11 protein-coding genes are annotated in these 14,296 nt (G+C 67.0%); 2 read left to right on the top strand and 9 right to left on the bottom strand.

Going from position 1 to position 14,296, the window contains the following annotated elements; translation table 11 throughout:
* Positions 1-42: 42 nt before the first annotated feature.
* From XH93_RS00360 to ubiE, 8 genes are all read right to left on the bottom strand, one after another.
* A complete protein-coding gene (locus XH93_RS00360; RefSeq protein WP_194471964.1) occupies positions 43-765 on the bottom strand; it encodes a nucleotidyltransferase family protein in 723 nt (240 codons plus the stop codon).
* 137 nt (positions 766-902) lie between these two features.
* Positions 903-1,223 carry a PilZ domain-containing protein gene (locus tag XH93_RS00355; RefSeq protein WP_139479377.1) on the bottom strand — a complete coding sequence of 107 codons (321 nt, stop codon included), beginning with the start codon at positions 1,221-1,223 and terminating at the stop codon, positions 903-905.
* Between the two features lie 82 nt (positions 1,224-1,305).
* Positions 1,306-2,829: a tRNA (adenosine(37)-N6)-threonylcarbamoyltransferase complex ATPase subunit type 1 TsaE gene (gene tsaE / locus XH93_RS00350; protein ID WP_194471963.1), complete on the bottom strand. Its 1,524-nt coding sequence runs from the start codon at positions 2,827-2,829 to the stop codon at positions 1,306-1,308.
* Positions 2,826-5,336 carry a PAS domain-containing sensor histidine kinase gene (locus tag XH93_RS00345; protein WP_194471962.1) on the bottom strand — a complete coding sequence of 837 codons (2,511 nt, stop codon included), beginning with the start codon at positions 5,334-5,336 and terminating at the stop codon, positions 2,826-2,828. Before XH93_RS00345 ends, tsaE begins: the two co-directional genes overlap by 4 nt.
* Before the next feature lie 310 nt (positions 5,337-5,646).
* On the bottom strand, positions 5,647-6,105 hold the full coding sequence (dut, locus tag XH93_RS00340) for a dUTP diphosphatase (protein ID WP_139479374.1): 459 nt from the start codon (positions 6,103-6,105) through the stop codon (positions 5,647-5,649).
* Complete coding sequence (coaBC, locus tag XH93_RS00335) at positions 6,102-7,526, bottom strand: bifunctional phosphopantothenoylcysteine decarboxylase/phosphopantothenate--cysteine ligase CoaBC (protein WP_210340432.1); 1,425 nt, start codon at positions 7,524-7,526, stop codon at positions 6,102-6,104. The genes dut and coaBC overlap by 4 nt, the downstream gene beginning before the upstream one ends.
* Before the next feature lie 163 nt (positions 7,527-7,689).
* Positions 7,690-9,264, bottom strand: a complete 1,575-nt coding sequence (ubiB, locus tag XH93_RS00330; protein WP_194474945.1) for a 2-polyprenylphenol 6-hydroxylase — start codon at positions 9,262-9,264, stop codon at positions 7,690-7,692.
* A complete protein-coding gene (gene ubiE / locus XH93_RS00325) occupies positions 9,261-10,022 on the bottom strand; it encodes a bifunctional demethylmenaquinone methyltransferase/2-methoxy-6-polyprenyl-1,4-benzoquinol methylase UbiE (protein ID WP_194471961.1) in 762 nt (253 codons plus the stop codon). Before ubiE ends, ubiB begins: the two co-directional genes overlap by 4 nt.
* 141 nt (positions 10,023-10,163) lie before the next feature.
* Between ubiE and mutM the strand changes: the two genes are divergently transcribed.
* Positions 10,164-11,045 carry a bifunctional DNA-formamidopyrimidine glycosylase/DNA-(apurinic or apyrimidinic site) lyase gene (gene mutM, locus XH93_RS00320; protein ID WP_194471960.1) on the top strand — a complete coding sequence of 294 codons (882 nt, stop codon included), beginning with the start codon at positions 10,164-10,166 and terminating at the stop codon, positions 11,043-11,045.
* A gap of 34 nt (positions 11,046-11,079) precedes the next feature.
* Positions 11,080-12,759: a gamma-glutamyltransferase gene (gene ggt, locus XH93_RS00315; protein ID WP_194471959.1), complete on the top strand. Its 1,680-nt coding sequence runs from the start codon at positions 11,080-11,082 to the stop codon at positions 12,757-12,759.
* Positions 12,760-12,864: 105 nt separating this feature from the next.
* On the opposite strand, the gene XH93_RS00310 is transcribed toward ggt, so the two are convergent.
* Positions 12,865-14,211, bottom strand: coding sequence for a serine protease (locus tag XH93_RS00310; RefSeq protein WP_194471958.1), 1,347 nt, complete (start codon positions 14,209-14,211; stop codon positions 12,865-12,867).
* Positions 14,212-14,296 lie beyond the last annotated feature (85 nt).

Here is a 14,296-nt window from a genome sequence, read left to right as displayed (position 1 = left end):
CGGGTCTGGTCCTTCGGACCATCCCGGAATGACGCGTACCTACTACGCCACGCTCTCCAAATACGCCTCTTCCGCGGCCTGGATCGCATCGGGGGTTCCGACATGCATCCAGACGCCGTCGAGGCGCAGGCCGAACAGCCGTTCCTGGTCATTGGCGCGGTCGAACATTTTGGTCAGCGAGAACTCGCCGGCCGGGGCATCGGCGAACAGCGCCGGCGACATGATCGCCGCACCGGCATAGACGAACGGCACCACCTGATTTTCCCGCCGCTTGCGCAGCGCGCCGTCGGGCAGCATGCTGTAGTCGCCGCGGCCGCTATAGCCGATGCTGCTCGCGGTCGGCGCCATCAACAGCAGGATGTCCATCCGCGCCGGATCGAAGGTTTCCGCGAGCCGCGCCAGATTGGAGCGCACGCCGTCGATCCACATCGTGTCGGCGTTGAGATGGAAGAACGGCGCCTCGCCGAGCAGCGGCAGCGCCTTGACGACCGCGCCGCCGGTGCCGAGCACCTGGTCGCGCTCGTCCGAGATGATCACGCGCGGGCGGCTGCGGGTCTTGACGTGGTCGATGATCTGGTCGGGCAGATAATGCACGTTGACCACGGCTTCGCTGACGCCGGCGCCGGCGAGCTTGTCGAGCACGTGGTCGAGCAGCGGCTGGCCGGCCACGCTCACCAGCGGCTTGGGCATCGTGTCGGTCAGCGGGCGCATGCGCACACCGAGGCCCGCAGCGAGCACCATGGCTTTGTGGGGGGTGACTGGCATCTTCCGGATATTCTCGGTCATCGTTCTCTTCGCGCCGATCATATCACGGCGATTCGACAGGCACATTAACCAACCGCCATAGTCAGCGGACATGACGGCTGTAAGACGGCGGTCAAGCCGGCGACCCTGGACCGGGTCTAGACGTCCACAGCCTGCGAGCTGCGCCGGGCCGGTTTCTTCTTCTTATCGCCTTGTTTCAAGAAATTGACGCCGATCTGGTCGCCATTGACCCATGCCAGCTCGCAGCGGCGATAGGCCAATCCTGTGGACGACAGCAGCAGAAAAAACTCCTTCAGGGCCAGTCCCTCGACCGAGCCCTCGACGGTGAGCTTGGCGCCGGTCTCCGACACGTCTTCCATCATGCAGTCGCGCCGCCAGGTGCCGTCGATGCCCATCATGTGCGCCGGAATGCCGCGCTCAAATGTGACGCGATCGCCCCTGCGTCGTTCGGTCCCCATTATGGTCGCGCTCCAGATCCGGCCGTCCGTCCGACACAGCCCGGTTCCAGCTTAGGCGACGGTTGGCTAACAACCGGTAAACCTACGGTAGCGGGGGAGGGACGTTGGCCTCGTACCAGAGGCGGAAGGTGGTGAGCGCCGGATGGGCCAGCGATCGGTTGAGATAGGTCCAGATCCGCGGCTGGTGCTTCAGATATTGCGGCTTGCCGTCGCGGCGGTTGAGCCGGGCGAAGGTGCCGAGCAGGCGGGTGTTGCGCTGTGCCGACATGATCGCATAGAGCTCGGCGAATTGCGCCGGATCGAAGCTCATGTCGGTGGTGCGCCGCGCCTTGATGTAGCGGGTCAACAGCGCCAGCTCGAGCTGCTCCGGCACGTCGATCCGCGCATCCTGCAGCAACGACACCACGTCATAGGCCGCCGGGCCAAGCACCGCGTCCTGGAAATCGATGATGCCGACGCGCAGGATGCCGGTGCGCTCGGCGAGCCAGATGATGTTCGGCGAATGGAAGTCGCGGATCGCCCAGGTCTGCGGCGCCGCGGCGGGCTTTTCCAATAGCCCGCGCCACATCCCCAGAAATTCGCTGCGCAGCTCCTCGCTCGGCTCGACGCCGCGGTCGGGCAAATACCATTCGAGCATCAGCCCGATCTCGATCAGCCAGGCGTCGATGTCGAACACCGGGATGTCGTAGGCCGTATCGGCCGTGATCGGCAGCGTCTCCGGCAGCGCCTCGCGATGCAGTGCCGCCAGCATATCGGTGGCGGCCTCATAGCGCTCGACGATCGGCTGCGGCGGATCGCCCTCGATCACGCCGGCGCTGCCGAAATCCTCGGTGATGAGAAAGCCGGACTCGAGATCGCTGTGCCGGATCGCGGGCGCGGAAAAGCCGTGCTTGCGCAGCCCGTTTCCGATCGCGACGAACGGCCTGACGTCCTCGGCAAGATGCACCGCCGCGCTGTAGGACTGGCCGTTGTAGATCGCGGGGCCGTCGGGGCGGCGCGGCGAGTTCATCAGGATGACGCTGCCGTCATCGGTGCGCAGCCGCGCATAGGAGCGGGTCGAGGCATCGCCCGGCATCCGCTCGCGGCGGGCGTGGAGAAAGCCCGCGCGCTCGAGAAACTGGCGCAGCACCTCGAGCCGCGCGACCTTCGCCGCCGATGTGCCGTAGCCGGTGATCTCGGCGGCGCGGGCCGTCGATCCCAGCGCCGGACGATGGCTGAACGCGATGTCGATGCGATCGTCGGGCATCGCATCGGGCGCGCGCTCCGGCCACTCGATCAGCGCCGCGACGTCGTCGGGCAGCGGCGACAGCCCGATCTCCTCGAGCTCGCTGGCGTCGTTGATGCGGTAGAGGTCGGCGTGAATGATCGGAAACGCCGGCAGCTCGTAGCTCTGCGCCAGCGTGAAGGTCGGGCTCGGCACCTCCAGCGTCGCGTCGTCGGCGAGATAGCGGATCAGCGCGCGGGCGGCGGCGGTCTTGCCGGCGCCGAGGTCGCCGGACAGCGTGATGACGTCGCCGGCGCCGATCAACAGCGCGAGATCGGCCATCAGCTCGGCTGTCGCGGTTTCGTTCGCGAGCGGCACCGAGAATGTCGAGGTCGCGATCATTCAGCGGCGTTGCGGTGCGCGGTCTGGTCGATCGGGAAGTCGCAGGTCACGGTCGTGCCCTTGCCGACGGTCGAATCGACGCGCACCCGCCCGCCATGCAGTTCGACAAACGAACGTACCAGTGACAGCCCGAGCCCGGCGCCGCGATGCCGCGAGCCGTGCGAATGGCTCTCGAACCAGTTGAACACCTTGTCCCGCATCTCCAAGGGAATGCCGGGGCCGGAATCGGTCACCGAAAACACCACGCTGTGCTCGGTCCGCCGCGCGCTGATCGTGACGGTGGCGTCATGCGGCGAGAAGCCGACGGCATTGGCGAGCAGGTTATAGAGCACCTGCACCACCCGCCGCTCGTCGCCGGTAAAGCCGCCGATATTGGGCTCGATGTCGACCTTGAGCGCGATCCGGTCGGTCGCGAGCCGGTCCTGGATGCCTTCGGCCGCGGCCTCGATCGCCTGGGCGATGTTCACCGGCCCAAGCTCGAGCTTCATCGCGCCGGCGTCGATGGTGGCGAGATCGAGGATGTTGTTGGTCAGCGCCAGCAGCGCGTTGGTCGATTTGGTGACGTAGTCGAGATATTCGGCCTGCTTCGGCGTCAGCGGCCCGGTCGAGGGATCGCTGAGGAAATGCGCGAAGCCGATGATGGTGGTGAGCGGCGCGCGCAACTCGTAGGAGACGTGGTGGACGAAATCCACCTTCATCTGGTCGGCCGCCTCGAGCGCCTCGTTGCGCTCGCGCAGCGCGCGTTCGACATTTTCGGTGTCGGTGATGTCCTGGAATGCGAGCAGGGTCTTGCCGTCGGGCAGCGGGACGGTCATGCAGTTCAGCACGCTGCCGTCCTTGCGCTCCAGCTTGAGCGCGACCTGGGCGCGGTTCTCGATCGCGGTGATCGATTCGCGCAGCGTGCGCCAGGTCAGCGCGTCGTCGAACAGCGGCCGGCACATTGCTTCCACCGCCTCGATATGCGGCTCGCCCTGCAGCGCGTCCGCCGGCAGCTTCCACATCTTGGCAAACGGCGGGTTGAACAGCTCGGCGCGGCCGTTGCTGCCGAACACCGCGACCGCCTCGCCGAGATTGTCGAGGGTCTCGCGCTGCACCCGGGTCAGGCGGTCGAACTGGCGCGCCAGGTCGAGGCTCTCGGTGACGTTGTCGAACAGATAGGTGACGCCGCCCTCGAGGTTCGGCGTGGTGACGACGCTGATGGCGCGGCCGTCGGGCAGGAACCAGGTGTAGGTCTCGGATTCGACGGCGCGATAGGCCTCGTGCAGCTTGGCCTTCCAGGCGCGGAAGTCCGGCTGCTCCGGCAGTTTGCGGTTGGCGCGCAGCCGGTCGAGGATGCTGGAATCGTCGGGATTGCCGTCGAGGAAGGCCTGGTCGAGGCCCCACAGCCGTCGATAGGATTCGTTGTAGAAGGTGAGGCGACGGTCGGCGTCGAACACCGCGACGCCCGACGACAATTGATCGAGCGTGCGGCGGTGCGCCTCGACCATGCGCACGATCGCCGCGCGCAGCGCCGCGGCTTCGCTGGCGTCGATCGCGATCCCGGCGCTGCCGCCGCCGAGCTTGAGCGCCTGCACGTCGTAGATCCGCCGCTCGCCGCTGACCACGATCGGCAGCCGCGCGGCATAGCTCGCATTGTCGTTGAGTGCCTTGGTCAGCTCGCTGCGCTGCTCGCTTTCCAGCAGTTCGAGATTGCGCTGCAGCGCGTCGGCGACGCTCTTGCCCTCGGTGGCGCGGACATAGGCGGCGTTGGCGTAGCGCAGATTGCCCTCGAGGCTCTTGGCCCAGATCGGCCACGGCGCCGCGGCGGCGAAGTCGCGCAGCAGCTCGGTCTCCTCCTGCAGCGCTTTGTAGCGCAGGTTGGCTTCGGCGAGCTCGCGGCGCAGCCCGCCGAGCTCGCGGATCCGCACGATGGCCTGGCCGCCGATGGCGCGGCCCATCGCCTCGATGGCGCGGCCGGCCGAGGTCGAGAGGTTGAGCAAAAACGCCTCGCCCTTGTCGCGCAGCGCGTCGACGGCGTGGTCCATCTGCAGCGCCGGTTCCGGCGGCAGCCAGGTTCCGAAGGCGAGGATGCGCTGCGGGGAACCCTCCTGCGACATCACCAGCGAGATGTCGCCCGAGATCTGCGGCCGGTTGTCGCCGGCGGCCCAGGAGATCAGCACCTGCGGCTCGACGAACAACAGCGCGCGCAGCCGGTCGGACTGCGCCTGCAGGTCCGAGATCTCGAAGCGCAGCCGCTCCTCGTTCCGCGTCGCGCGGACCCGGGTGCGCATCAACAGGATCGCGGCGACGGCGGAGAAGCCGACCAGCGCCAGCGAGGTCGCGAGCACCGCGACCTCCTGGTGGTTGAGGCCGAATTGATCCGCGATCGCCTGCGCGAGGACGCCGTCGGCGGCAAACGCCGAGCGGACCGGCAGCAATGCCGTGGTGACGAGTCCGATCATGCCGTCGCGCGCCAGTGAGGTGCATGACAGCAGGCTGCGACGCATCGCTGCGACTACGCCCGACATATGTTGCCCCAGAACGCACAACTCCCAGGCAAGACCCGCAGAAGATCCGGAAAAGTGGAGACGGTCTTCCGGTGACGTGCCCAAGCAGGACCAGATAGCCCGACGAAGACCCCCCGTCGTGCTCGAATCAAGTCAGAATAGTCCCATTGCGAGTCAGCGAGTAAGAGTCCAGACCGTGAACGCAGAATCGGCTGTGAAAAAATGCGCAGCGATGGCGCGAATTTTACGCGAATTGACTCCGCACTCGCGGAAGGACTTATTGGAGCATGATCTTTCCGGAAAACCGGTGCCCACTTTTCCGGATCATGCTCTAGCGCCCGGTCGAGCCGAAGCCGCCGCTGCCGCGCTCGGTCACGGACAGCACCTCGACCGGAACCAGCTCGGCCCGCGTCACCGGCGCGATCACCAGCTGCGCGATGCGCTCGCCGCGCCGGATCTGGAACGGCGCCTGGCCGTGATTGATCAAGAGCACGTTGATCTCGCCGCGGTAGTCGGCGTCGATGGTGCCGGGCGAGTTCAGCACGGTGACGCCGTGCTTGGCGGCCAGCCCGGAGCGCGGCCGCACCTGGGCCTCATAGCCCGGCGGCAGCGCGATGGTCAGCCCGGTCGGAACCATCTCGTAGCGTCCGGGCAGCAGGATCAGCGGCGCTGAGCGCGGCACCGCGGCCAAGAGGTCGAGCCCGGCCGCGTCGGCCGTCTGGTAGGCCGGCAGCAGTAAATCGGCGCCATGCGGCAGCTGGCAGATCTCGACCTTGATCACGGCGCTCACGATGCAGTCCCCACGGCTCGTGCGATCCGCGACACCAGCGCGGCCGCCACCTCTTCCTTGGTCATCACCGGCCAGGAATCGACGGTGACGTCCTTGCCCTCGCGCGACAGCAAATGAACGGTGTTGCGGTCGCCGCCCATCACGCCCGTGGTGGGCGAGACGTCGTTGGCGACGATCCAGTCGCAGCCCTTGCGCGCGAATTTGGCCTTGGCGTTCTCGATCAGATGCTCGGTCTCGGCGGCGAAGCCGATCACCAGCGGCGGCCGCTTCTCCTTCAGCTTCGAGATGGTGGCGAGGATGTCGGGATTCTCCACCAGCTGCAGCGGCGGCATGCCGGCGGCGCTCTTCTTCAGTTTCTGGCTGCCCTCGCTGGCGACCCGCCAGTCGGCGACCGCGGCGGCGAAGATCGCGACATCGACCGGCAGCGCCGCCTCGACCCGGTGCAGCATGTCGCGCGCCGATTCCACCCGCATCACCGACATGCCCTGCGGATCGTCGAGCTCGACCGGGCCGGACACCAGCACGACGTCGGCGCCGGCCGCCTGCGCCGCGGCGGCAATGGCAAAACCCTGTTTGCCGGAGGAGCGGTTGGCGATGTAGCGCACCGGATCAATCGCCTCATGGGTCGGGCCGGCCGTGACCAGCACGCGCTTGCCGGCGAGCGGATGCGGTTTGGGCGGCCGCAGCATGCGGTCGGCGGCGGCTGCAATCTCGGTCGGCTCGGCCATCCGTCCGACCCCGGCTTCGCCCGCTTCCGCCATCTCGCCGGCATCGGGCCCGACGGTGTGGACGCCGTCGCGGCGCAGCTGCAGCACGTTGCGGCGGGTGGCCGGGTTGTTCCACATCAGGGGGTTCATTGCCGGCGCCAGCAGGATCGGCCGGTTGGCGGCGAGCAGGATCGCGGTGGCGAGGTCGTCGGCATGGCCCTGCGCCATCTTGGCCATCAGGTCGGCGGTGGCCGGCGCCACCACGATCAAGTCGCACTCCCGCGCCAGGCGAATATGGCCGGCGTCGAACTCGCTCTCGGCGTCGAACAGGTCGGTGTAGACGCGCTCATGCGACAGCGCGCTGGCGGCGAGCGGGGTGACGAATTGCTGGGCCGCCCTGGTCAGCACGCAGCGGACCTCGATGTGCCGCTCCTTCAGCCGCCGGATCAGGTCCAGCGCCTTGTAGGCCGCGATCCCGCCGCCGATGATCAGGGTGATGCGGGGCTCGCCAGCCGCGCTGGCAGCCCGTGGCGCGCGGGCGACAGCAGCGGCCAGCCCCGCGGCGAGCGCCTCAGCGGGCTCCGCACGGCCCTCCGCAAGCTCGCGCAGGATCACCCGGACTTCCTCCTCGACGGAGCGCCCGTTCTTGGCGGAGCGCAGCCGCAGATAGGTTTTCAGCTCGTCGTCGAGTTTGCGGATGGTCAGGCTGGCCATGGCATACGCCCTCAGATGTGCTAGCGATGCTAGCACGAGATGCATGCATTGCAATCAAATTTAGAGCGTTTTCCAGCGAATTGGATTCCGATTCGCGTGAAGAAAACGCGTCAAAAACTAGAATCTAGAGCTCCGTTCCGATTCCATCGGAACGGAAATAGCTCTAGTGGCCGCGGATCGTGAAGAAGATTCCGATCAGGGTGAGGGCAATGATCCAGAGGCCGACGGTCTGCAGCCGCGCCTTCTTTGCCTCAGCGCGGGCCATCTCGTCGATGGTATCAGACGACAGCATGTGGCCCTCGCGGGTCATGGTCTCCAGCTGCTCGAGCACGGTCATGGCGCGGGTCGCGATCGACGGCAGGCCGGCGAGGACGCGGCCGAGTTCGCCTGCGCCCGACAGCGCGCTCTGGATGCGGCCGGCCGGGCCGAGATTCTGCGTGATCCACTCGCGCACCACGGGGTCGGCGATCTTCCAGATGTCGAGCTTGGGATCGAAGCCGCGCGCCACGCCCTCGACCACCACCATGGTCTTCTGCAGCAGGATCAGTTCGGGCCGCGTCTGCATGTCGAACAGGCCGGTGACCTCGAGCAGAAGCGTGAGCAGCTTCGCCATCGAGATTTCCTCGGCGGTGCGGTTGTGGATCGGCTCGCCGATGGCGCGGATCGCCTGCGCGAAATTCTCCACCGAGTGATGGCCCGGCACGTAGCCGGCCTCGAAATGCACCTCGGCAACACGGCGATAGTCGCGGGTGATGAAGCCGAGCAGGATTTCGGCCAGGAAGCGGCGCTCCTTGGCGCCGAGCCGTCCCATGATGCCGAAATCCACGGCAACGAGGCGGCCGGCCTCGTCGAGGAACAGATTGCCGGGATGCATGTCGGCGTGGAAGAAGCCGTCGCGCAGCGCATGGCGCAGAAAGCTCTGGATCACCTTGCGGCCGAGATCGGGCAGGTCGACCTTGGCCTCGGCGAGACGGGCGTGATCGTTCAGCGCGATGCCGTCGATCCACTCCATGGTCAGCACGTTGTGGGTGGTGCGGTCCCAGTCCACCGCGGGCACCCGGAAGTCGGGATCGTCGTTTGTGTTCTCCGCCATCTCGGAGAGCGCGGCCGCCTCGAGCCGCAGATCCATCTCCATCGCGACCGAGCGCGACATCGTGTTGATGACCTCGATCAGCCGCAGCCGCCGCGCCTCGGCGGAGTGCGCCTCGGCATTGCGTGCGACGAAGAAGAAATCGCTGAGGTCGCGGCGGAAGCGCGCGGCGACGTTGGGCCGCAGCACCTTGACCGCGACCGGGTGCCGGACGCCATTGCGCTCGACCTCGGCGCGATGCACCTGCGCGATCGAGGCTGCCGCCACCGCCGGGCCGAGATGTGTGAACGCCAGCGACAGCGGCCGTTCCAGCGATTGCGTGATCACCGCCTCGGCCTCGCTTTGCGAGAACGGCGGCAGCCGGTCCTGCAGCGCTTCGAGGTCGCGCGCCATCGCCACGCCGACGACGTCGGGACGGGTGGCGAGGAATTGTCCGAGCTTGAGATAGGCGGGCCCGAGCCGGGTCAGCGCGCGCGACAGCCGCGCGCCGGACTTGGCGTTGCGGCGTTCGATCAGCCGCGCCATTTTCAACGCGAGCTGCCCGGGCGGCGGCACCAGCGAGGGATCAACGACGCCGAACACGCCTTCGCGCGCAAACACGAACCCGGCGCGGGCGAGGCGCGCGATGTGGGAAAACGCGGAGATCACAAACGCCAGCCCGAATGCAGCGCCACGATGCCGCCGGAGAGGCTCTGCCACTTCACACGCTTGAAGCCGGCCGCCCCGATCATCTCGGCGAAGACGGGCGGCCGCGGGAATTTGCGGATCGACTCGACGAGGTACTGGTAGGACTCGGCGTCGCCGGTGACGGCGCGGCCGAGCGGCGGGATCACCTTGAAGGAGAACAGATCGTACAACCGGTCGAGCCCGGGCACGTCGACGGTGGAGAACTCCAGGCACAAAAAGCGGCTGCCGGGCTTCAAGACGCGATAGGCCTCGCGCAGCGCGAGGTCGATCTGCGGCACGTTGCGGATGCCGAACGCGATGGTGTAGGCGTCGAACGCGCGGTCGGCGAAGCCCAATGTTTCCGCGTTGCCCTCGACGAACGACACGCGGTCGCCGAGGTGCTGCTTGGCGGCGCGTTCTCGGCCCACCGCAAGCATGTCGCCATTGATGTCGCAGACCGTGGCATGGAATCCCGGGCCCGCCGCCTTGGCGGCGCGGAACGCGATGTCGCCGGTGCCGCCGGCGACGTCGAGCAGCGCGAACGGCCGGTCGCCCTTCGGCGGATCGAGCGCCGTGATCATAATGTCCTTCCAGACCCGGTGCAGGCCTGCCGACATCAGGTCGTTCATCAGGTCGTAGCGCGACGCCACGCTGTGAAACACGTCGTTCACCAGCGTCTGCTTCTCGCCCAGGGGGACGTCCCTGAAGCCGAAATGGGTGGTTTGATCCGACCGATCCATCAACGCTTTACTCTCAACCTTTTTTGGTCGCGTTTTCTTCACGCGAACCGGTACCCACTTCGCTCGAAAACGCTCCAGCCGGACCATAGCGCGGCGGCCGCAATGGCGCTATCACGTCACTTCCAAAAGGTGAATGCCTCCATGCCGGAATTACCCGAAGTCGAGACCGTCCGCCGCGGCCTGCAACCGGCCATGGAAGGCGCAAAGATCGTCAAGGCCGAAGCCCGCCGCAAGGATCTGCGGTTTCCCTTTCAAAAAGACTTTATCGCCCGGCTCGAGGGCCAGACCGTCACCGGGCTCGGCCGCCGCGCCAAATATCTGATGGCGGATCTGACCTCCGGCGACGTGCTGCTGATGCATCTCGGCATGTCCGGCTCATTTCGCGTGCACCGGGAGGAGGGCGGCGCGACGCCGGGGCAATTCCATCATCCGCGCAGCGAGGACCGCGCGCATGATCACGTCGTGTTTCACATGTCGTCGGGCGCTGCCATCGTCTTCAACGATCCGCGCCGCTTCGGCTACATGAAGATCATCGCCCGCAACGCGATCGAGGATGAGCCGTTGCTGAAGGGGCTCGGCCCCGAGCCGCTCGGCAACGAATTCGACGCGGCGATGCTGGCGCGCGCCTGCCACAACAAGAAGACCAGCCTGAAGGCGGCGCTGCTCGACCAGCGCGTGGTGGCGGGACTTGGCAACATCTATGTTTGCGAGGCGCTGTTTCGTTCGCATTTGTCGCCGCGGCGATTGGCCGCGACGCTCGCAACGAAGAAGGCCGAGCCGACTGAGCACGCCGGGCGGCTGGTCGATGCGATCCATGCGGTGCTCAACCAGGCGATCAAGGCCGGCGGCTCCTCGATCAGCGATCACCGGCTGACCAATGGCGAGCTCGGCTACTTCCAGCATTCGTTCCAGGTCTATGACCGCGAAGGCGAGACGTGCCGCACCGGAAAGTGCAGCGGCATCGTCAGGCGTTTCACCCAGAATGGCCGTTCGACATTCTGGTGCCCGAAGTGCCAGAAATAGAACTGCCAATAACAACAACAAGGGGAGACCGACCATGAGCGGCGACTGGCGCAATCACACGGGGACAACTTTCAACTGCGAGAAGCAGCCGGCGAGCTCGAGCCGCGGCATGGTGGTGAGCAATCATCCGCTGGCCTCAGCCGCAGGCGCGGAAATGCTCGCGGCCGGCGGCAACGCCATCGACGCCGCGATCGCTACCCTGTTCACGCTGACCGTGGTCGAGCCGATGATGGTCGGCATCATCGGCGGCGGCATGGCGCATATTCGTCTCGCCGACGGCAGCCATCGTTTCATCGACGGGCAGAGCACGGTGCCGCAGGCGGTGCGGCCCGATACCTACACCTCGAAGCCCGGCTCGGCGCATGACGTGTTCGACACCGTCGGCAACGAGAATCTGAACGGGCCGAAGGCGGTCGCCGTACCCGGCTCGCTGAAAGCCTGGTGCGAGACGCTGCGCCGCTTCGGCACCATGAGCCTCGCCGACGTGATGCAGCCGGCGATCAAGCACGCGGCGCGCGGCTATGCGGCGACGCCGTATCTGCATGAATGCATCACCGACGGCGCCGAGGAGATGCTGAAGGACAAGCCGATCTCGGCGATCTATCTGCCTGATGGTACGCCGCTGAAGCCCGGCGAGCGTGTGGTGCAGGCGGAATATGCCGAGACGCTGAAATACATCGCCGAGCACGGCGACAACGCGCTGTATGAGGGCCCGCTCGGCGACATTCTCGTCGACTACATGAAAAACAACGGCGGCTTCATCGCGCGCGAGGATCTCACGTCCTACAAGACCGTCGAGCGCGCGCCGATCCGCGCCGACTATCGCGGCTGGGAAATTTTGGGGCCGCCGCCGCCGGCCGCGTCCGGCGTGCACATCACCCAGATGCTCAACATCCTCGAAGGCTATGACATCGCGCGCCTCGGCTTCGGCACCGCCGAGACTATCCATTATCTCGCCGAGGTGCTGAAGATCGCCTTCGCCGATCGCGCGGCCGCGAGCGGCGATCCCGCCTACATCAATGTGCCGGTGCAGCGGCTGACCTCGAAGGCCTATGCGGAAGAGCGGCGCGGCGCGATCGATCCTGATCGCGCGCAGGCCTGGGGCGCCGGCGTCGCGCAGCTCGAAAGCGCACACACCACGCACATGACCGCGGCGGACGCGGTGGGCAATGTGGTCGCGACCACGCAGACCATCAACAATCTGTTCGGCGCCAAGATCCTGATTCCGGGCCTCGGCACGGTGCCGAACAACTATATGAACCTGTTCGATCCGCGGCCGGGGCATGCGCTGTCGCTGGCGTCAGGCAAGCGTGTGACCACCTCGATGTCGCCGATGATGGCGCTGCGCGGCGGCAAGCTCGTCTACGCGCTCGGCCTGCCCGGCGGCAAACGCATCTTCCCGAGCGCGATGCAGGCGCTGATCAATCTGATCGACCACGGCATGAGCCTGCAGGAGGCGGTCGAGGCGCCGCGGGTCTGGACCGAAGGCAATGCGCTCGAGGTCGAGCAGGCGGTGCCGGAAGCCGTCCGCGCCGCGCTCACCGCGAAGGGCCACAAGGTGCAGGTAGTGGCAACGGTGGCCGGCGGCATGAACGCGATCCAGTTCCACGCCGATGGCACCATGTCAGGCGCGGCCTGCTGGCGCGCCGACGGCACGCCGGTCGGGATTGCGGGCGGACTGGCGCGGGCCGGGGTGCGGTTTGCGTTGAGATAAGGAGCTTCGTAGCCCGGATGCAGCGAAGCGCAATCCGGGGCATCTCTCACCAGGGGCTCGACCGCCCCCGGATTGCGCTTCGCTACATCCGGGCTACGGGTATTCTTACTTCCTGACGCAGATCACGCGGACCACGGCGGCCTTGGCGTCGGTCGATCCACCTGATGCGTTGACGCCATGCGCTTTCAAAAACTCCCGCACGGTGTCCGCCGGCACCAGCGCGGCCTGCGCCGGCGTGGTTGGGCCGGCGACGATCACCGGCTTGAGCACCGCGATGCCGGCAAATTTGCCGCCGCCGTCGAGCGCCGCGGCGCCGGAGAAGCCGACGGCCGGCGCCGGTGACAGCGCGGCATCGTTGCCGCCGAGCTGCGCCACCGAGGCTTTCACACTGCTCGCCGCGGCGCCGCCGCCCTGGCTTTGCGGGTCGGAGATGCCGGTGATGTCGAGCGTGGTCTGCGTCGCACGTCCGGCGATGTTGAGCGGCTTCAGGTCCCGCGCGCCATAGACGCGCAGCAGGGCGAGATCGTGCTCCTTGTCCGCGGCGATGCGGTCGGCATTGCCGTGGCCCGGGATCGTCAGCGCGATGCAGTCGTCGGTCACCACGCGATCGGTGACAACAGCGCCGTCATCGCTGACCACGACGCCGGTGCCGTATTCCACCGTCTTGCGCGGCGGCGGCCCGGCCACGACGCCGGATGGGAACGGATTGAACGCGCTCGACATCGCGATCACCACCGGCTCGACGGTGTTTTGCATCGCCTGGTCGTAGAGAATGGTGAGGATGCGCACTTCGTCGCCCTTGAAGGTGCCGCGCAGATAAAACTTCTTCAGGCCCTGCATGCCGGACAGGACGAAGAAGTCCGGCTTCACCACCGTGTAGTCGATGGTGCGGCCGGCCGGTTCCTTCTTTTCCTGTTCGGCGAGCTTGGCGGTGGACGGGCCCGCCTCCTTGCGCCGCGTCAGCAGCACCTGGACCGTGCCGGTCGGCGAGGTCCATTTCGCGCCGGAGGCATCGCTGGTGAGCTGCGGCACCAGTTTGCTCGGAATGCCCAGCCGCGCGCCGGTGGCGGGCTCGATGACGATGCGCCAGCCGACATTCTCCTGCCGCTTCCGCGCGGTGTCGGCGAGCACGCCGCGCTCCTGCGGGTTCAGGACGCCGGTCGGCTTGCCGCCCTGCTTCTTTTGAAATTCCTTGATCGCATTGACCATGCGCTCGCTGACGTCGCCGGATATCGCGCCATTATAGTCGCCGACCCAGGCAAGGTCGGATTGCAGCGCCAGCCGCTCGGCCTGCGTCATGCCGCCTGCGGTATCCTCGGGCTTCTGCAGCGCCGGGCGGATCGGCACGGTGGTCACGGTCTTCGGCTTGACGCCGGGCACGGCCGGCGGGGTCTGGGCCTGTGCGGCCCCCACAGCCGCGAGCAGCAATGTTGCCGAAAGCACCAATCTCATGACAAATCCGCCCATTGACGTCCACGCAACTAAGCACATCTGCTTGGTCGACTCCAACCGCGCCCGGGTTCAGGGAATAGCGCGC

The sequence above is a fragment of the Bradyrhizobium sp. CCBAU 51753 genome, assembly GCF_015291565.1.
Lineage (GTDB): Bacteria > Pseudomonadota > Alphaproteobacteria > Rhizobiales > Xanthobacteraceae > Bradyrhizobium > Bradyrhizobium ivorense.
The sequence above is the reverse complement of the archived record's forward strand: the minus strand, read 5'-3'. Positions and strand labels throughout refer to the sequence as shown.

Bases quoted from the DNA above. Each gene is read 5' to 3' on its own strand.
- XH93_RS00360 (WP_194471964.1), bottom strand. From the start codon at position 765: ATGCCAGTCACCCCCCACAAAGCCATGGTGCTCGCTGCGGGCCTCGGT.
- XH93_RS00345 (WP_194471962.1), bottom strand. From the start codon at position 5,336: ATGTCGGGCGTAGTCGCAGCGATGCGTCGCAGCCTGCTGTCATGCACC.
- XH93_RS00355 (WP_139479377.1), bottom strand. From the start codon at position 1,223: ATGGGGACCGAACGACGCAGGGGCGATCGCGTCACATTTGAGCGCGGC.
- coaBC (WP_210340432.1), bottom strand. From the start codon at position 7,526: ATGGCCAGCCTGACCATCCGCAAACTCGACGACGAGCTGAAAACCTAT.
- ggt (WP_194471959.1), top strand. From the start codon at position 11,080: ATGAGCGGCGACTGGCGCAATCACACGGGGACAACTTTCAACTGCGAG.
- ubiE (WP_194471961.1), bottom strand. From the start codon at position 10,022: ATGGATCGGTCGGATCAAACCACCCATTTCGGCTTCAGGGACGTCCCC.
- tsaE (WP_194471963.1), bottom strand. From the start codon at position 2,829: ATGATCGCGACCTCGACATTCTCGGTGCCGCTCGCGAACGAAACCGCG.
- mutM (WP_194471960.1), top strand. From the start codon at position 10,164: ATGCCGGAATTACCCGAAGTCGAGACCGTCCGCCGCGGCCTGCAACCG.
- XH93_RS00310 (WP_194471958.1), bottom strand. From the start codon at position 14,211: ATGAGATTGGTGCTTTCGGCAACATTGCTGCTCGCGGCTGTGGGGGCC.